The following is a 17,986-nucleotide window of genomic DNA, read 5'->3' on the forward strand; positions in this document are numbered from 1 at the left end:
GGCATGGTATCAAATAGTGTTCAAAATGTTCCGGCTTACTTTTTCAATATCCTTATCCGAATAGGTGTTAATATAATTCTGCTCCAGTTTTTCTAGAAGATCACCTGCTTCTTTTATATAACGGTTTCCTTCTTTCATAAATGCTTTATAACGGTTGTTCAGTTCGAAAATGTCATCCCCGAACTTCTCATCGGTTCCTGGTTCCACAAGTTCCTCGTAAAGGTCAACAATCGTTTCGCCTTCCCGCTGCGGAAAAAATTCATGCGGATCCGTACTATCAAATATACAAAAATCCATGCCACGTACTAGTATCATATCCGCACTATTTGGATCAAAACTGCAATGATACAGTTCGACATCGTACCCTTTCTCCACGCAGGCGTTAGCAACTTTTTTCATAAAAGTGGATTTGCCGGTACCCGCCCTCCCCTTAATATAGCGGACGTCCCCGATATTTTTGATTAAGTGCGGTACTTCGTTTACGGTTCCATCGGCAGTATTCGTTCCAAATAACCGGTGATAGATTTGTCCGGTATCATCTTTGGCAGGACTGTGCTTCAATAATTCACTAATGAAATTCGCAGTAAACCTGTCAGCCTTCCCGAAGTCCATCTGGTTAATGTATATTTCCTCAAGCTCATCATGCACACTGAGCCCAGTCGCATAACAACTGTACGCCTTCTGCCGAAGATTATGGAATTCATCCAAGTTCTGCTCTTCAACCGGAAAATGCGCGTCCAGTTCAGTTTCGGTAGTATTGCTGCCAGCTATAGTAGAATCCACAATGGCAAGCGATTTGCTTCTGACAATAAAACCATCCAAATACGTCTCGGCAAGTGTGCTTTTCAGGACTTCGATGTTTTCGGGATCAAAGTCGTTCATCAGGTTTTTCAGAACCTTTGACTTAAGGGTTGCGGATGGATGCTTCAGGCTAATGACCTGATCAACCCCCTGCAGGTTATCCTCCAAAAAGTTCACGAAACCCTCGGCGGTGTTCCCGGTAACCCAATATTTAGTAATAGGCAAAGCATACACTCCTCGTATAAAATAATAAGTATATCGCCTAATTAGTTTATGATATGTGAGCGTGTTTGGTGATTATGAACGCTCGAACTTGATAGGTGAAGGTGACCATTAACTTTCTGTAGCTAAAGTTTTTCTTCAGAAATCATTTTATGTAAAAAACCCCATCCTTTAAAAAGGATGAGGTATATTTTCAGAGACTATAAACCTATTATTCTACCACTGGTTCTTCTTTCATATAGCGATAAACAGGCACAACATCCCCAACATCAACTGGTAGATAGTTAAAGGTAACGTAACTATCGATAGACTCTGGTTCAAGGGCCACAGCAATTACGTTGGCTGCTGGCTGGGCTGAACTCACGACATAACTTCCTTTCGGGAATTCGCGGGTGATTTCCTCGATATCGGTTGTAACATGATTGATTTGATGGCCTTGGTACAACTCATCCTCGACCACTTTATCCGTTACTTTATAACGTTCGACTGGTATTTCTTTTGTTTCATTAAGTGACTTAACTTCTACCCCCTGGAGTTTCAGTTTCTCCACTATTTCCTGAGACTCGGGCGGCAATATATACGCCGTTGGACGAACTCGCTCCATTGTCGGTACCGCTTCTTCTGAACTGTAATAGTTGACTGGTATCTGCTTGATTGATCCTTCTGCTATGTCTACCACTTTAAGTTGCTGCTGACCTGGTAACTCCTGGCGCTCGTTATCCAACACAATCTTATCGTTATCGCCAATCTTACCACCGTCACGAACAATCTTAGCTTTTACATTGTCGATGACTTGTTTAATTGCTTTTGCACGTTTGGCACTGGACTTAAGAAGACTAGTATGAGCTTCCACTGTTGCGGCAACACGGCGTTCAAAATTTTCGCGTCCTATGCCGATTCCACGACTTTCGACAAGAATTGTAAAACTTGGCTGAAGGCCATATGCATTGGTGTCCATACGCGCTTCTAGTCCGCCTTCTGTAATGGTTGTTTCATCTGCTGACCGATCGACGATGTAATACGGATACGAAGAATATCCATTTTTCTGCAAGTCTTTATATGCTTGTTTAACAAACCATTTCGATGACTTATTACGTATTTTCTCCGGAATATTCAGGTTGAATCCTGGGGCCAATAGAATGTCATGGTAAGGTAGAGCTCCCTCTTCTCCAACATCCGGGAACTTACCAGGGTATGCACTGTATTCATGCGCACTGATGACGACTTCCGGCTGATATTCATTAAATACTTTATGAAGTGTTTGAACCTCTGGAGTTTCCAGCTTCATATGATCGCGATTTGCATCTAAACCATTCGCTGTATAGCGTTGGAAGTAGTAAGAACCATCTGGATTAATTCTGGGAACTATAAGGACGTTAATATCTTCAAGCACGTCCCCTCCCAAATTACCTGTAGCGAGTTTTTGAGCCATCACCAGCATGGATTCTCCACCGGCAGGTTCGTTAGCATGAATCTGACCCTCCAACATAACCGTTGTCTTATTTTCAAAGTCAGAGGAATTCGTATCACCGCTAGTTGAGAAAATTAATAACGGTATTTCACGCCCTTCAATTGAGTACCCTGCTGTTTCCATCTTCATTACGTCACTTGACTGATCTAACTCCTGCAAAAACGTCAGCATTTCATCTTGAGTCGTAAACTTGGTTTTTCCTTCTTTAAATGCGGGAGTAGTTAGCTCAACTCCAGGTAAGTCATATAACTCCAATACTTGTTCAGGCTGCTCATAAATTTGACCAAAGTATGGGGTGATGTTATCTCCAGTGGCCGCCTGACTTGCCTGTCCTGACCCGAATAGTGATGTAACCATTAAAAGAATTGTTAGAATCGATAACGTTTTTATCTTTCGAATAGTTAAGCCCTCCTTAAAAGTTTTAATCGATCTTGATAGAAATTCTCTGAGGTCACCCCCTGATACGATTTTTTAAAAAACTTCTCTTAACTAGTTTCGTTTTGACGAATAATAAATCCTTGCGTCGAAAGATGTGTTTTTGAGGAGGGACTTTCGAGGTGCGTTTTCCATTTATTGGTAGAAAAGTAGGCGAAGTTCAGTTTAAAGGTCCCAGTTTGGTGCCCATCGAGAACATAAAAAAAGGCATGCAACTTAGTGCACACCTCTGAGGTTTCTTAATTTAATACCGATCAACGCGCCGGTCCTGGAAAATCGGGATTCGTCCACGTACCTCGTCAACGAGATCTAAATCTATTTCTGTGGTGACGATTTCTTCACCACTGCTTCCCTCGGCAGTTATTTCACCCCAAGGGTCGATTACAAGCGACATGCCGCCGAATTCATTTTTCGGATCGGCGCCAACCCGGTTACAGGCTACAATAAAACACTGATTTTCAATAGCACGAGCCTGCAACAGTGCCCGCCAGTGATCTATCCGTGGTGCAGGCCACTCAGCCACTACAAACATCACTTTTGTTCCGTTCACGGCACTCTTACGCAACCATTCCGGAAAACGGATATCATAGCATATAAATCCGGAAGCTTTTTCCCCGTCAAGCTCGAAGTCTGATTCATCTTGCCCATCTTCAAGGTATAAGTGCTCATCCATCAGCTGGAAAAGATGAAGTTTGCTGTACTTATGGACAAGTTCACCATTCTGGTTTATTACGAGTAACGTATTACGCACACCATCCTCACATTGTTCAGCAACCGATCCGCCAACAAATGTAACATTCCACTTTTTCGCCTGGTTGGAAAGGAACTCAATTGATTCTTTTGCATCCTTGTCAGCTATTTCATCAAGCCGGGTCAGGTCATAGCCTGTCGTCCACAATTCCGGCAGCAAAATAATCTCCGCTTCAGTTTCGGCAGCCTCCGCTATCCATTTTTCAGCACGCTCCCTGTTCTTCGCAGGATCACCAAACACAATATCATACTGAATCATAGCTATTTTTTTCTTCACCGTTGTCACCCCTCCTGTTCTTTTATCATACCAAAAAAACCGCTATCCGGTTAAGAATAGCGGTCTTTTAAATGATTAATAGTGTCCGAGAAGCCCTTTTTTCATTGCATACTTTTCGCAGGCAATGTAAATGGCAATCCCGATGATACCATATACAATTGCATTTCCGATAAGCCACACAAAATCCGCAACAGTGAAGTCAGTCAACACATAACCTTCAATCATCACTTGGCGGGTCATGTCGACTCCTTTAACGAACGGAGCAAGAACCATATAAGGTGCAACCGATAATGGAACAAACGTCAACGCTGCAATGATAAACTGCAGAATCTGAAGAAACGCACTGATCTGCTTGAAAATAAGCGCCATACCCGCGATTATATACGCGGTTCCAACCATACTGGCAAGCGTTAAAATCAGAATTGGAATGATTGCCACCGGATTCAGATTAAGCCATTGTCCGGCCGTTGCCATAGAAACAAATAAGAGGAATACGACGAGAACAAAGTGGTTCGAAATCATGCCGAACATTCGGGCCAGGAATATTTTCCACGGACTTATCGGTGACATAAACAGCTGTTCGAGCGTCCCTTTCATCGCTTCATCTGATATCGTCCAACCGATCGACTGAAGTACCATCATGGCAAAATACCAGAAGATATAGTTTACAATCACAAACTGAATATTGGTATCAGCCTGAGACGGGTCACCTATAACTTGAATACCGAACATCATCGCGATAAAAATAATGTAAAAGGTCAAAAGAAGACTGATCGTGTTCGCTTTATAACGTTTCAGCTCGATAAATTCCATCATCGTGTTAGCTTTAAGTACACTTAAAAATGCGGTCATGATGCCACCTCTTCTTTTACAAGTTTGCGGAATACCTGTTCAAAATTAACTTCACTTCGGGTGACCGTTTCTATCGGTGTCTGCTCCCGCTTGAAAATTTCAACTAAATCATAGATATCCTGCTCCTGCCCGAGATTCACTTGAAGTTTCAGCCCCTCCCAACTGTGCAGCGGGAATTGCCGGGTGAGGACCTCCTGTTGCTGGTCTGATATGGATTCTTTTACATGGATTTGATATGCACTGGTTTCGAATAATTGCAGGAGGTGATCAACGCGATCATCGGCAATTACCTTACCCTCGTTAATAATAATCGTTCGCTCGCATAGGTCCTGAACAACCGGCATGTCGTGGGTACTGATGATGATTGTTTTCCCCTGTTCGGAAGCGATTTTTCGGAGCAGCTCCCGGACTTCATACCCCGTCTCCACATCCAGACCAAGTGTCGGTTCATCCAGCAGGATAACATCCGTATCGGCGAGCATTGCCACACAGATTGCTAGTTTTTGCTGCATACCGCGTGAGAGGTTGTTAACGAGTTCATTCTTTTTATCCTCTAGCCGGAACAATTTAAGCAGTTCCGCTACCCGCTCCCGGATTTCTTTTTTCCGAACACCACGGTTACCCGCAAAATACTGCATGTTTTCCTGAACGGTCAGCCGCCAGTAAATATTACGATTCCCCTCCAGGACTGCACTGATATGGCGAAGAGCCTTATTCCGATCTCGTACACTATCATGGCCGTTTATCGTTACCGATCCTTCGTCAGGCACCAACAGCCCACAGATTGTTTTGATCGTTGTCGTCTTCCCCGCACCGTTAGGCCCAAGCAACCCAACGATTTCGCCCTTTGCGACTTCAAACGAAACCCCTTTAACCGCCTTGAACTCTTCTTTTGTCTTTCGCTTTTTGTATGTCTTCTGGATGCCGTTCACCTTAATAATGCTTTCCATCCCTCATGCCCCTTTCAAGCTTTATAACTCTAGTATACTTTCCTCAAAAAATATGTAATCAGTCGGCTGGTGTTTTCTGCCTCAGTCTTAAGGCGGAGATTTGGTTGAACTTCCGGCGGCGTGTAGGCGGATTACGGATAAAAGGTGGTGTTTGGCGGATATCTACCCCGTGTTCGCGGATATATAACCTCGATCGGCGGATATCTACCCCGGGTTCGCGGATATATATGCTGGATCGGCGGATATCGCCGTCGGGTTCGCGGATATATATGCTCGATCGGCGGATAGCGCCTTCGGATTCGCGGATATATCCTTATAGCAGCGAAATCCTACCCGCTAAAAAAGCCATGCAGCGATTCTTACAGCTGCATGGCTTCTTCGTTCAGCTTAACTGTGCCCGCTCCTCTTCGGTAAACACCCTGGAGCGCGTTAAGAAGCGTTTACCTTCGGGGCCTTCCAATGAAAACATCCCGCCACGGCCATTCACCGCATCGATAATAAGTTGGGTATGCTTCCAATATTCGTATTGGTCTTTTGAAATATAAAAAGGTGTATCACCGATTTTTCCTAGCAGGATGTCAGAATCGCCGACACGGAATTCATCCCGGGGGTAACACATCGGCGAACTTCCATCACAGCATCCGCCTGACTGGTGAAACATCAGTGGTCCATGTGTCTCCACAAGTGTTCGAATCAGTTTCAGCGCTTCGTCGGTAGCCGTTACACGAGCAACCATTTTTCACACCCTTTCAAAAAATAGTAGAAAAAGGGGCTGAACGCCCCTTTTTCCGTGATAGCTGTATTGCGGGACGAATAGGCTGCCGGTTTTTAGGGACAGCAACACTGTCCCCGTGTCCCGCTCTTATATTTCCCCCTGCAAGCTTCGTTATTTTTTAAAAGAATCCGGCAGCCCCTTCGCTGTAGCTGATTAATAGATTCTTTGTCTGCTGATAGTGATCAAGCATCATGAGATGATTCTCACGGCCGATACCTGATTTCTTATATCCGCCGAATGCAGCATGGGCTGGATACTGGTGGTAGCAGTTAGTCCATACGCGTCCTGCTTCAATACCGCGTCCGAAGCGATATGCAGTGTTAATATTTCGTGTCCAAACACCGGCACCTAGGCCATACAAGGTATCATTGGCAACTTCCATTGCTTCGTCATCGTCGCTGAAAGTCGTAACCGAAAGAACCGGTCCGAAAATCTCTTCCTGGAAAACACGCATTTTGTTGTTGCCTTTAAAGATTGTCGGCTGGATATAATAACCGTTCGCAAGCTCATCATCATCCAGTTTATTTACCTCACCACCGACAAGCACTTCGGCACCTTCCTGCTTACCAATATCGAGGTAGGATTTGATTTTTTCCATCTGTTCTTCGGAAGCCTGAGCACCCATCGCTGTGTCGGTATCAAGCGGATGACCAATCTTAATTTCTTTTACCCGCTTAATTGCCCGCTCCATGAATTCGTCATAAATAGACTCGTGAACAAGCGCACGGGACGGACAGGTACAAACTTCACCCTGGTTGAGGGCGAACATGACAAGTCCCTCGATTGCTTTATCAAGAAATCCGTCATCCTTATCCATGACATCCGGGAAAAATATGTTAGGTGACTTACCACCAAGTTCAAGTGTTACAGGTATGATATTTTCAGACGCGTACTGCATAATTAGGCGGCCGGTTGTTGTTTCCCCGGTAAACGCAATTTTGGAAATCCGGCTGTTGGATGCTAGTGGCTTACCAGCTTCCACACCAAATCCATTTACAATATTCACAACGCCGTTTGGCAGTAAATCTTTGATTAAATCCATCAGTACATGAATCGATGCAGGCGTTTGTTCAGCCGGCTTCAGTACCACGCAGTTTCCTGCAGCAAGGGCTGGTGCCAGTTTCCATGTTGCCATCAAGATCGGGAAGTTCCACGGGATAATTTGCCCGACCACCCCAAGCGGCTCATGAAAATGGTAGGCCACCGTGTCATTATCTATTTGGCTGATTCCGCCTTCCTGAGCCCGGATTGCCCCGGCAAAATAACGAAAATGGTCAACTGCAAGCGGGATGTCAGCATTTAATGTCTCCCGAACTGCCTTACCGTTATCCCACGTTTCTGCAACTGCCAGTGTTTCCAGATTTTCCTCAATCCGGTCAGCGATTTTATTAAGTATATTTGCACGTTCTGCAACTGAAGTTTTTCCCCATGAATCTTTAGCAGCATGTGCTGCATCAATTGCCGCCTCCACGTCTTCTTTCGTGGATCTAGCAACCTCACAAAATACCTTGCCGGTTACAGGGCTGACGTTCTCAAAATACTTACCGTTAGCCGGTGCCCTGTACTCACCACCAATAAAATTATCGTACCGTTCTTTAAAGCTTACCTTAGAACCATCTGTATTCGGATTAGCATATCGCATCCAAAACATTCCTCCCTTTAATTGTAAACGGTTACAAATTTGATGAAGGATTCCTGGTGGAGACTCTATATTAGATTATAGCAATAAATTTTAAATTATTACAAGTATTTGAATTATCGTTTTATTACTAGTTATACGTTCGCAATAACCTTTATAATGACACACACCAAAAAACCGGCCCTGTAAAAAGGCCGGTTTTTAAATAACCCTATAACGTACAAAAGATGTCTATCCCGACATCCCGGTGAAAATTATAAAGATAAATTGCATTTGTGCATTAAGTTAGCTCAGTTCCGGAAGAACCCGTACTTCCTGCTTCATTGCTGATTTGCACAATGGGCAAGTTGGTTCTTTTTCAAAACTGTATGATTCTCGCATCCAGCCTGCGCAGTCGTCACTGGTACAAGACCACACATTAGTTTCTACCTCTGGCACTGGCTCTTTTGGCCCGCGGGAAAATGACATTACAGCAACCCCTTTCACGGTACTACTCTCATTATACTCCTTTTCAGATTAGAAAACTAGACGTTCGGTAATTATTTACAGCGAATGTCTTAGTTGCGCTTATGCAAGCAGGAAAGCTTTAGCTTCCTGTCTGCCAAAAAAGGAAGAGAACATCAACCTATTATCTTATTTTATGCGAAAACGAATGAAATTATACCGGTCGGGGGAAGCCGCAACACATTACTTCGCCTGCAGCACAAATTTCTCAAGTGCTTTGGCAACCCCATTATTATCGTTTGTGTCGGTTACATAGTCGGCAGCTTTTTTAATCGCTTCCTGGGCATTCCCCATCGCAATTCCCATTCCTGCCTGTTCAATCATTTTAATATCGTTCAGGCTGTCACCCATTGCCAGCACATTGTTCATCGTAATATTGAGCTCGTCGCAAACTTTCTTCAGTGCACTAGCCTTGTTGACGCCTTTCGGATTGACCTCGACATTAGTCGGCAGCGAGTTCGTCAGCTCGAGTTCCGGATAATAGGAAAGCTCCTCGACAATCTTGTCCAGTTTATCGGTATCGAGCGAGTCGCATCCATATTTCAGCCATTTATGGGCAAAAAAATCATCCGGACGTGAGCGGCGCCATACGTTATCAGTTGCCACCATCCACGAATTGACACCCATTTCCTCACCAAGTTCCCACATCATCTGAACGCGTTCAGGTTCAAGCAGGTGCTGGTCCCGCAGTTCTTTATTGATCGTCCATATTTCACCACCATTGCTTGTAACCAAATACGACCGAAGCCGAAGCTGTTCCGCATACGGGTAACATGCATCAAGCCAGCGGCCCGTACTCAAGACCACATGCACATCCTCTTCCAGTACTTTTGCGATGATTTCTTCGGTATACTCCGAGACCTCTTCCCTGCTGTTCAGCAGTGTCCCGTCCATATCCAATGCTACGAGTTTAATACTATCCATTTGAACGCTCCTCTTTTACACCGTTATCAAATATCCGTGTTGTTATAAACGGAATCAACAATATAAATAATAAAGCAAAGAACAATAACTGTATATTAAAAAAGTCGACAACCAGTCCGCCCAGTAACGGACCAATCATACGCCCGCCCGCACCTACACTGTTAACAATACCCTGATAAAAACCGACCCGGCCTTTTGGCGCAAGCTCATTTGCAAGTGTCGGAACTGCCGGCCATACCAGCATTTCACCGATTGTCAAAATAACCATGGCAACCGCAAATAGCGTAAACTCCTCGGCGAACATAGCGACGATAAACGAAAACAGAAAAATAACATTCCCAACGTAAATCTGCACCTTATTGCTGGTAATCCGGTTCGTAATCCATTTGACCAACGGCTGGCCAAGTACAATCAGAAATCCATTGATTGCCCACAAGGTACTATACAGGTCAAGCGGTATATCCAGATTCTGTGTATGCGATGCAATTGTTGACTGCCACTGGCTGTATGCAATCCACATCACCAGAAAACCGCCACACAGGATAAGCAGTGCTATAAATGCAGCTTTATCACGGATTTTATTATTTTGTCCAAGGATATTTTTATGCATCTGTGGGTCCCGTTCATCATCCATTCGCCTAAATGTTGTCAGGACCAGAAGAAAAAACACCCCAAAAAATGATGCATTCGCGATAAAAATATAATCAAATGAGAAACTCGCTACATATCCGCCTACCGATGCACCGAGCGCTACACCAAGATTCTGCGCAACATAAACAGCATTGAACGCCCGGCGGCCACCTTCCGGCCAAACCGAACCAGCCATCGCAAACATCACCGGCCAGGTCATCCCGGCACCAAAGCCTATTAAAACCAGCAAAATCGCATACGGCAAAATACTATGAAAAAATGATAGCGTAACTGCTGCTCCAAATGCGAGGCCTGTCCCGATCAATATCGTTTTATATGCGCTGAACCGGTCAAACAGCATACCACCAATCAGGTTCCCCGCAATCGAAGCACCCTGATTAAACATCAAAATGAACCCCGCAAAAGCTAGACTTTTACCGAGTTCATTATGCATATATATCGTGTTCAGCGGCCACAGGAATGAGGCCCCTGTCACATTAATTGTCGTTCCTATCACTAACAGCCAAACAAGTTTTGGCATCCCCATCATCCCGCTTTCTCCCAACTCATTCAGCTTATTTTAATATATTTCGGGAGCCTAAGCAATATTATTTAACCTTATTCATTTTCACCATAAAAATAATCGAAGTAATCAGCGGAATTAGCAGAGCCGCGATGACGAAACCTACTCCCAGTCCGCTATCATCCTTGGCTGATTGGATCATCCCCCAAGTAATATACGAAAATAATAACACCATTTCAAAGTTTATGATCGCCATCGAAGTTTTCGCCAGCGGGTATAATCGATGGGCATTCTCCTCGGTCACTTTCATAGGGTAATTGAACAGATGTGGTTTCTTTGATGCAAAATACATAAGCACAAACGTAATCAGGGCGATACCAGGCATGATGAAGATTGTTTTTTTACTGCCCCATTCATCAGGTACCCCACTTCCGTCAAAATGAGTAGGAATCTCTTTCGGGAGCGTACTGTATGCCTGTGCAGCATAAACCCATAAAGCGATAATCAGGATTGCAGACAGCAGATTAAAAAACTTTTCCCACATGGACGGTGGGACATCGATTTTAGGTTGCTTTTTCATCTTTTTCTCCTTTTATAAACATTCAATTGCTAGTTTAATCGCCTGAAGCAGGTCATCCTGCGACCAGCTCGGCATTTTCTTCTCAATAGCCAGTTTATGCGATGCCGGTATATGTATGAAACCTGTCGGCCCATCAAAGTGATGGAGACCATAGTACATCACATTATTGCAAAGATACGTTCCTGCCGTATCGGAAATTTTCGCCGGGAGTCCCGCCTCCTCCAGCTTCTCCACAATCTGATAGATTGGCAGTTTGGAAAAATAACCATCCGGACCGTCCTCGAAAATCTTTTCGCCATTTGGTTTGTGACCGTTGTTATCCACCGGCCCATCGTTACAATTGATGGCAATCCGCTCCGGTGTTATCCAGTTGCGCCCTGCCGCAAGCCCAAGCGATATAATAGCATCCGGCTGATATTTTTCCATTAAATCCAGCAGTTGTTTGCCTGATTTTTGGAAATCCACGGAAAGAACCTCACCGATAACCTGAAAATCGTTGATAGTTTGCCCGTTTAAGGAATTCGAGATTTCAGTCGTCGGGTTAATGGGAAACTCAAGAAATGGTTCAAATCCGGATAACAATAATTTTTTCAAAAAAACACCTCAATTTATTCTTAACTTTTCCAATCTGTATAATGATTCTTCCATTGCGATTGCACGATACTGCGCCTCTTCAACGGATATCGGTTTGAAGCGGATTTCGCCTTTAGGCACCAGCTGAGCAACTTTCGGCAGGTCGCTTGAAATTACCGTACCGATTCGCGGATATCCACCCGTCGTCTGCCGGTCCGCCATTAAGATAATTGGTGACCCATTATTCGGAATCTGAATTCCGCCAAATGGCACAGCATCCGACCAAATATCCGTGGACCCGGGTTTTTGTTCGATTTTCACGGAGTTCAGCCGATAGCCCATTCGATTGGAATTCGCCTCAACGGTATGGACAGTGTTGAAAAATTTCGCGCGCCCCTCATCGGTGAACATATCGGAATGTGGCCCTTCGACGACCGACACCTCAATTGACTTTTCATATGTGGGCGGGGTTGTCAGCCCAACACCGGACGCTGCCTCAGCGGGATAACCATAAATGTCATCGTTTTCCTTTAGGGCATGGCCAAAACCACTGTTCACATCGGCAGACTGACTTTTAAAGAATGATGGAGCATCAAAACCGCCGGCAACCGCAATATACGCTCGAACCCCGGTAACATGTCCACCAAACGAGAGCCTGTCCCCTCGCTTCATGCGGAATGTCTTCCACATATCAATTGGCTGTTTGTTAAGCATCGGTTTCAGTCCCGCTCCGGTGATTGCGAGTGTAATGGGATGTTCAGCAGTGGCTTCGAGTGTCGGCCCCATCAGCGTGACCTCCAGGCATACGCTATCACGCGGATTGCCCACAAGGATATTAGCCACCTGCAGCGCATACTTGTCCATAGCACCCGACACCGGCACACCATATTTCTGATATCCAGTCCGGCCAAGATCCTGAAACGTCGTCAACGCACCAGGCTTTATGACATTAAAAATTTGTTGACTATTCATAGTCTCTTCACCACTTTTGTATATATTTGACAAGGGACTCTCCCGGGATTGAAGCTCCCACTCCCGAGAACGATGTTTTCTCTCCTCGGATTAACGGCTACTCTCCTAACTTTGGGTCTGCATCTCCCCAGATTGATGGCTTCTCTCCCGACTTTGTGCCTGGCTCTCCCCAGATTGATGGCTTCCCTCCTTAGATTACGCAAATGTGACAATAAGCGAGTGAACCTTATCTAAGCTCGAGCGGAATTCCTATCAAGTCGAGCGAGAGCTGCAAATTCTCGAGCGGGAAACCTGTAAAGTCGAGCGAGGTTCGCAAATTCTCGAGCGGGATTCCCGTAAAGTCGAGCGAGCGCCTCAAATACTCGAGCGAGCGTGCCCCAAACTCGAGCGAGGCAGCCACTATCCCGAGCATCTTAAAATGAACCAATACGAAGCGCCAACTAGCGCAACGGAATTATTCCCCAACGGAACACACCTCAACGCCGTCTTCCTCAAGCATCGCACGCAGCTTTTCTGCAAACTCCGCAGCATGTGGTCCATCGCCATGGACGCAAATCGTATCAGCCATAATATCAATCATCTCACCATTAACCGCACGAACCTGGCCATCGTTCACCATCTGCTTGACTTGCTCGACCGCATCCTCTGTCCGTTCAATTAACGCATTATCCTGACCGCGTGGTGTAAGGCTGCCATCCGGCTGATAGGTCCGGTCAGCGAATACTTCCGACGCAACCTTCAATCCAGCATTCCGGCCTGCCGCCAGCAGCTCGCTTCCTGCAAGACCGAATAAAATCAAATCAGGATTCACATCACGTACAGCACGAGCAACCGCGTCGGCTGCTTCCCAATTTTTTGCTGCAAAATTATAGAGAGCTCCGTGCGGCTTTACATGTTGCATCGGCACGTCATGCACCGCACAAAATGCTTGCAAACTACCGATCTGGTGAACAACCATCCTATAAATCTCATCAGCCGAAAAGTCGATCATCCGCCGGCCAAAACCCTCAATATCCGGAAACCCAGGATGCGCACCAACGCCGACACCATATTCTTTTGCTAAACTAACGGTCCTGTCCATCACATTCGGATCCCCTGCATGTGCACCACAAGCAATGTTCGCCGACGTAATATGCTCCATCAGCTCCTTGTCAGCGCCGATTGTATATGCGCCAAAACTTTCACCCATATCACAGTTCAAATCAATCCGTTTCTCCATCTTCAGTCACCTCCACCTGAAACTCACCAGCAGCAACTTCCGCTTCTATTCGCTTAAATTCTTTTTCATCAACCGGGTAAAACACCACCTTGTCCCCTGCCTGGAAAAGAAATGCATCATCTTTTTGCTGGTCAAATAACTTAAGTGGCGTTTTGCCAATGATATTCCAACCACCCGGGGATTCTATCGGATAAATTCCCGTCTGCTCATACGCAATTCCCACGGCACCAGACTCAATTTTGGGACGAGGTTCCTCCAGACGTGGAGTCGCTATCCGTTTGTCCATCCCGCTTAAATACGGAAATCCCGGCAGAAATCCGAGCATATATACGAGATACTGACCATCACTATGTACCTTAATCACTTCATCCACGGAAAATCCGCTCTGGTCAGCAACCCGCTCGAGGTCAGGCCCATATCCATTTCCATACAGAACCGGCACTGAAATAATCCGTCTCCCCGACTGAATCAAGTTTCCATCTTCCTGATGCAGCTGCTGAAGTCTTTCTTCGATTTCCTTATATCTCAGTCTAATAGGGTTATAATAAACTGTCACCGAGTTAAACGCCGGTACCCATTCAACGATGCCCGGCACGCTAGCATTCTTTATTTTTTCTGAAAAAATCTGTATTTCCCTGTTCATTTCCGGCGAGACGTCACCGGCAAACTCAATTTTCACCGCGGAATCGCCTAGCGCATGCAAGGAAATATCCATACCGAACACCCCTCCACCTTAAAACTGTTACTAAAAGGATAGCACAATTCACGGGTCCAGTTAACCAATGCAGCTCCCCTCGTAAACGCTTGCAGCTATTTCTTTTACAATATTTAAAAAATAAATTAAAATTATGGCGAGAGGAGGCAGCAAAAATGATTACAGCTACATGGAACTGGTTATGGGACAAGCATGACCAGGCAAAGGATTTATTGAGTTTTTTTGTTAAACCGAACTCGTCCAATATGGCTTCCGAGAAAAAGTCGGATGGTTCAAACGCGAGCAACGGGGATAACAATGGCGGCGATAACCGAACCTATACGCCTGCCCAACTAATCGGCCTTATATTAGGACCACTATTATTTACATTAACCCTTTTATTCTTTCAGCCGGAGGGACTGTCGGATGCCGGACAGGCAATACTGGCGAGCACACTCTGGATTGCGACCTGGTGGATTACCGAGGCGATTCCAATCCCTGCGACGTCTCTCCTGCCGATTATTCTGTTCCCGCTTTCAGGCGGACTGGATATCGGCGCGACAACGTCCTCATACGGTGACGATACGATTTTTCTATTCATGGGCGGGTTCATGATTGCCCTTGCCATGGAAAAATGGAATCTGCATAAACGGATTGCGCTGAATATTATTTCTGCCATCGGGACAAACACCGAGCGAATCATCCTCGGCTTCATGGTTGCGACCGGATTCCTGTCGATGTGGATTTCCAACACCGCAACAGCGATGATGATGGTACCAATCGGACTGGCGATTATTTACCAGGTGTCCGAGACTCTTAAGGATGACGACTCAATCGATACGTCAAAAGAAAACTTCGGCTTCGGAAAAGCACTGATGCTCAGTATTGCGTATTCGGCGTCACTTGGCGGAATTGGAACACTAATCGGTACACCCCCGAACACGGTACTTGCTGGTGTCATCAATAACCTGTATGGTGTTGAGCTTTCCTTCGCCAACTGGATGCTGTTCGGTGTTCCAGTTGCATGGATTTTCATCATTATCGCGTGGTTCTATCTTGTGAAAGTTGCCTACCCACTGAAGTTGAAAGAGCTTCCGGGTGGCCTTGAAGTAATTCAGTCGGAAAAGAAAAAAATTGGCGATCCATCATTTGAAGAAAAAGCAGTATTCGTCGTATTCATCGTTGCTGCATTGTCCTGGATTACCCGCTCGTTCTTACTGCAGGAATACATCAACGAAAATATAAATGACGCGATTATCGCCATGTCCGCTGCATTAGTGTTGTTTATCATTCCAGCACGGAGCAAAAAAGGTGACAGCCTGCTTGACTGGGACACAGCAGTTAAACTGCCGTGGGGAATTCTGCTCCTGTTCGGCGGGGGTCTTGCTATCGCAGCAGGTTTCCAGGGGTCAGGTCTATCTGAATGGATCGGTAATCAGCTGAATGTCTTGCAGGGTGTGAACATCTTTATCGTTCTGATGGTAGTTGCCGCTCTGGTTATTTTCCTGACCGAGATTACTTCCAACACAGCGACCGCATCGATGATGTACCCGATCATGGCGTCACTTGCCGTGGCACTTGGCGTTCACCCGTATGCGGTAATGATTGCCGCTGGTGTCGCTGCATCATGTGCGTTCATGCTGCCGGTTGCGACTCCGCCAAACGCGGTTGTTTTCGGATCCGGCTACTTGAGAATTCCGGACATGGCCAAGGCAGGATTCGCTTTGAACGTTCTTGGGGTCTTCATTGTAACGCTAGCGGTATACTTCTTCCTGCCGCTCGTATGGGGAATTGACTTAACTGAAATCCCACCAATGCTTCAGAAATAAGAAAAGCGCAAGTGCCTTGTTCACCCCCGACAAGCTTAAGCAGAGGCTCAAAGTGGTGGTTTTTGCCACATAGAGACTATGCTTAAGACCTCGAGGGGGTAGGCGCTAGAGCTGGACATCGAATACAAAAATGGCTGACTCACGAGGAATCAACTCCCCGGGCGAGTCAGCCGCTTTTTTTATACTGAAATATACGAACAAACACGAGGTAAACGACCGGTAAGCTGGCCACCAGCAGTACAAGCCCTTTCCAGCCTAGCCCCGTCCAAACCGGACCAAGCACCGAACTACCGAGCGCCACCCCGATATAATACGAAACAAGGTACAGACTTGCCGCACTCCCCTTGTGGTCTGTAACCTGTTCGCCGACCGAAGCAGCCGTCAGCGAATGGGCGGTGAAGAATCCGAGGCATGTCACACAGAGGCCCACGACAATCAGCCAAAAATACGGACTCAACGTCATAAACATACCCGCTGATAAAATAATAATCCCTGCCATTCGTACACGACGCAATCCAATCGTCCCCGCAAGCCATCCGGCAAGCGGTGAACCGACAACTCCCAGTCCATATGCAAAAAAAGTATATGAGATCACTTTAAGCGAAAGTGAAAATGGTGGGTCCTGCAAATAAAATGGTAAATAAGTCCAGATTCCGGTGAATGTAAACTGCAGGACAATCCCCAAGCCGAATATAACGAGCAGTCCAGGATTTTTTAAGTGATATAAGAAAGCCTGAATGTCACGGACAAATGTCAGGTTACTCGGCTGGAAGAACCGTGACTTCGGCAGCATTAAAAATACTGCCACCAATACAACCACTCCCACGCCCGCCAATACATAAAACGCTGTTTCCCACGAAAAGTTATCGGTAATATATCCAGTCATCACCCGGCCAATCATACCGCCAAGTGCGTTACTCGAAATATAAAGGGCGGTTGCCACGTGAACACTCCGTCGGTCAATCTCCTCGCTTAAATATGCAAGTGATGCGGCAGGAAGCCCAGCAAGCGCGAATCCTTGCAATAGCCGTAATACCAACAGCAACAGAAACGAATCAAACAACGGGATCAGCAGGAATGGAATGACTGAACCCACGAGGGAAATTTTTATAAAAAAAGTCCTGCCGTTGCGGTCAGAAAGAAACCCGAGTACAATCAGCCCGGCAATCAGTCCAATAATTGTAAGCGACAGGGAAAGACTCGATTCGGACACCGTCACCCCGAATTCTTTTACAAAAACCGGGAGGAGCGGCTGCACGGAGTACATACTCGCGAAAATAAAAAAGGAGGCGAGCCCCAGGCTTAGGGTAATTCGCCAGAAATAGAAGTCTTTAATTGTATATAATCGTTGCTGCATTGCTCTCAC

17 protein-coding genes are annotated in these 17,986 nt (G+C 45.8%); 1 reads left to right on the plus strand and 16 read right to left on the minus strand.

What is annotated here, in order from left to right; genetic code table 11:
* Window positions 1-9 precede the first annotated feature (9 nt).
* The 15 genes from ACFO3D_RS04950 to pxpB all read right to left on the minus strand — a co-directional run bounded on the left by ACFO3D_RS04950 (window position 10) and on the right by pxpB (window position 14,812).
* Window positions 10-1,026 (minus strand): hypothetical protein, encoded by a 1,017-nt coding sequence (locus tag ACFO3D_RS04950; protein ID WP_390293530.1) that lies wholly within the window; start codon window positions 1,024-1,026, stop codon window positions 10-12.
* A 208-nt stretch (window positions 1,027-1,234) separates the two neighbouring features.
* Window positions 1,235-2,851, minus strand: coding sequence for a M14 family metallopeptidase (locus tag ACFO3D_RS04955; protein WP_390293531.1), 1,617 nt, complete (start codon window positions 2,849-2,851; stop codon window positions 1,235-1,237).
* Between the two features lie 322 nt (window positions 2,852-3,173).
* Window positions 3,174-3,956, minus strand: a complete 783-nt coding sequence (locus ACFO3D_RS04960) for a carbon-nitrogen family hydrolase (protein ID WP_390293532.1) — start codon at window positions 3,954-3,956, stop codon at window positions 3,174-3,176.
* Between the two features lie 75 nt (window positions 3,957-4,031).
* Window positions 4,032-4,808: an ABC transporter permease gene (locus tag ACFO3D_RS04965; protein WP_390293533.1), complete on the minus strand. Its 777-nt coding sequence runs from the start codon at window positions 4,806-4,808 to the stop codon at window positions 4,032-4,034.
* Window positions 4,805-5,758: an ABC transporter ATP-binding protein gene (locus ACFO3D_RS04970; protein ID WP_390293535.1), complete on the minus strand. Its 954-nt coding sequence runs from the start codon at window positions 5,756-5,758 to the stop codon at window positions 4,805-4,807. The genes ACFO3D_RS04965 and ACFO3D_RS04970 overlap by 4 nt, the downstream gene beginning before the upstream one ends.
* Window positions 5,759-6,140: 382 nt before the next feature.
* Window positions 6,141-6,494, minus strand: a complete 354-nt coding sequence (locus tag ACFO3D_RS04975) for a DUF779 domain-containing protein (RefSeq protein WP_390293536.1) — start codon at window positions 6,492-6,494, stop codon at window positions 6,141-6,143.
* Window positions 6,495-6,651: 157 nt separating this feature from the next.
* Window positions 6,652-8,175 (minus strand): aldehyde dehydrogenase, encoded by a 1,524-nt coding sequence (adh, locus tag ACFO3D_RS04980; protein ID WP_390293537.1) that lies wholly within the window; start codon window positions 8,173-8,175, stop codon window positions 6,652-6,654.
* A 282-nt stretch (window positions 8,176-8,457) separates the two neighbouring features.
* Entirely contained in the window at window positions 8,458-8,640 is a 183-nt protein-coding gene (locus ACFO3D_RS04985) for a cold-shock protein (protein ID WP_390293538.1), read from the minus strand.
* A gap of 219 nt (window positions 8,641-8,859) precedes the next feature.
* A complete protein-coding gene (locus ACFO3D_RS04990; protein ID WP_390293539.1) occupies window positions 8,860-9,600 on the minus strand; it encodes a Cof-type HAD-IIB family hydrolase in 741 nt (246 codons plus the stop codon).
* Entirely contained in the window at window positions 9,593-10,771 is a 1,179-nt protein-coding gene (locus ACFO3D_RS04995) for an MDR family MFS transporter (RefSeq protein ID WP_390293540.1), read from the minus strand. Before ACFO3D_RS04995 ends, ACFO3D_RS04990 begins: the two co-directional genes overlap by 8 nt.
* A 67-nt stretch (window positions 10,772-10,838) precedes the next feature.
* Complete coding sequence (locus ACFO3D_RS05000; protein WP_390293541.1) at window positions 10,839-11,333, minus strand: DUF1648 domain-containing protein; 495 nt, start codon at window positions 11,331-11,333, stop codon at window positions 10,839-10,841.
* A 12-nt stretch (window positions 11,334-11,345) separates the two neighbouring features.
* Window positions 11,346-11,927, minus strand: coding sequence for a pyroglutamyl-peptidase I (locus ACFO3D_RS05005; RefSeq protein ID WP_390293542.1), 582 nt, complete (start codon window positions 11,925-11,927; stop codon window positions 11,346-11,348).
* Between the two features lie 9 nt (window positions 11,928-11,936).
* On the minus strand, window positions 11,937-12,878 hold the full coding sequence (locus ACFO3D_RS05010) for a 5-oxoprolinase subunit C family protein (protein ID WP_390293543.1): 942 nt from the start codon (window positions 12,876-12,878) through the stop codon (window positions 11,937-11,939).
* 454 nt (window positions 12,879-13,332) lie between these two features.
* On the minus strand, window positions 13,333-14,097 hold the full coding sequence (locus tag ACFO3D_RS05015; RefSeq protein WP_390293544.1) for a LamB/YcsF family protein: 765 nt from the start codon (window positions 14,095-14,097) through the stop codon (window positions 13,333-13,335).
* On the minus strand, window positions 14,081-14,812 hold the full coding sequence (pxpB, locus tag ACFO3D_RS05020; protein WP_390293545.1) for a 5-oxoprolinase subunit PxpB: 732 nt from the start codon (window positions 14,810-14,812) through the stop codon (window positions 14,081-14,083). The genes ACFO3D_RS05015 and pxpB overlap by 17 nt, the downstream gene beginning before the upstream one ends.
* Before the next feature lie 155 nt (window positions 14,813-14,967).
* Here pxpB and ACFO3D_RS05025 point away from each other — a divergent pair, with 155 nt between their 5' ends.
* Window positions 14,968-16,620: an SLC13 family permease gene (locus tag ACFO3D_RS05025; protein ID WP_390293546.1), complete on the plus strand. Its 1,653-nt coding sequence runs from the start codon at window positions 14,968-14,970 to the stop codon at window positions 16,618-16,620.
* 166 nt (window positions 16,621-16,786) lie between these two features.
* On the opposite strand, the gene ACFO3D_RS05030 is transcribed toward ACFO3D_RS05025, so the two are convergent.
* Entirely contained in the window at window positions 16,787-17,977 is a 1,191-nt protein-coding gene (locus tag ACFO3D_RS05030; RefSeq protein ID WP_390293547.1) for an MFS transporter, read from the minus strand.
* Between the last annotated feature and the right edge of the window lie 9 nt (window positions 17,978-17,986).

Source organism: Virgibacillus kekensis (genome assembly GCF_042654125.1).
Taxonomy (GTDB): Bacteria; Bacillota; Bacilli; order Bacillales; family Amphibacillaceae; genus Lentibacillus; species Lentibacillus kekensis.

Bases quoted from the DNA above. Each gene is read 5' to 3' on its own strand.
- ACFO3D_RS04955 (WP_390293531.1), bottom strand. From the start codon at position 2,851: ATGGTTACATCACTATTCGGGTCAGGACAGGCAAGTCAGGCGGCCACT.
- ACFO3D_RS04965 (WP_390293533.1), bottom strand. From the start codon at position 4,808: ATGACCGCATTTTTAAGTGTACTTAAAGCTAACACGATGATGGAATTT.
- ACFO3D_RS04970 (WP_390293535.1), bottom strand. From the start codon at position 5,758: ATGGAAAGCATTATTAAGGTGAACGGCATCCAGAAGACATACAAAAAG.
- ACFO3D_RS04975 (WP_390293536.1), bottom strand. From the start codon at position 6,494: ATGGTTGCTCGTGTAACGGCTACCGACGAAGCGCTGAAACTGATTCGA.
- adh (WP_390293537.1), bottom strand. From the start codon at position 8,175: ATGCGATATGCTAATCCGAATACAGATGGTTCTAAGGTAAGCTTTAAA.
- ACFO3D_RS04985 (WP_390293538.1), bottom strand. From the start codon at position 8,640: ATGTCATTTTCCCGCGGGCCAAAAGAGCCAGTGCCAGAGGTAGAAACT.
- ACFO3D_RS04990 (WP_390293539.1), bottom strand. From the start codon at position 9,600: ATGGATAGTATTAAACTCGTAGCATTGGATATGGACGGGACACTGCTG.
- ACFO3D_RS04995 (WP_390293540.1), bottom strand. From the start codon at position 10,771: ATGCCAAAACTTGTTTGGCTGTTAGTGATAGGAACGACAATTAATGTG.
- ACFO3D_RS05000 (WP_390293541.1), bottom strand. From the start codon at position 11,333: ATGAAAAAGCAACCTAAAATCGATGTCCCACCGTCCATGTGGGAAAAG.
- ACFO3D_RS05010 (WP_390293543.1), bottom strand. From the start codon at position 12,878: ATGAATAGTCAACAAATTTTTAATGTCATAAAGCCTGGTGCGTTGACG.
- ACFO3D_RS05015 (WP_390293544.1), bottom strand. From the start codon at position 14,097: ATGGAGAAACGGATTGATTTGAACTGTGATATGGGTGAAAGTTTTGGC.
- pxpB (WP_390293545.1), bottom strand. From the start codon at position 14,812: ATGGATATTTCCTTGCATGCGCTAGGCGATTCCGCGGTGAAAATTGAG.
- ACFO3D_RS05025 (WP_390293546.1), top strand. From the start codon at position 14,968: ATGATTACAGCTACATGGAACTGGTTATGGGACAAGCATGACCAGGCA.
- ACFO3D_RS05030 (WP_390293547.1), bottom strand. From the start codon at position 17,977: ATGCAGCAACGATTATATACAATTAAAGACTTCTATTTCTGGCGAATT.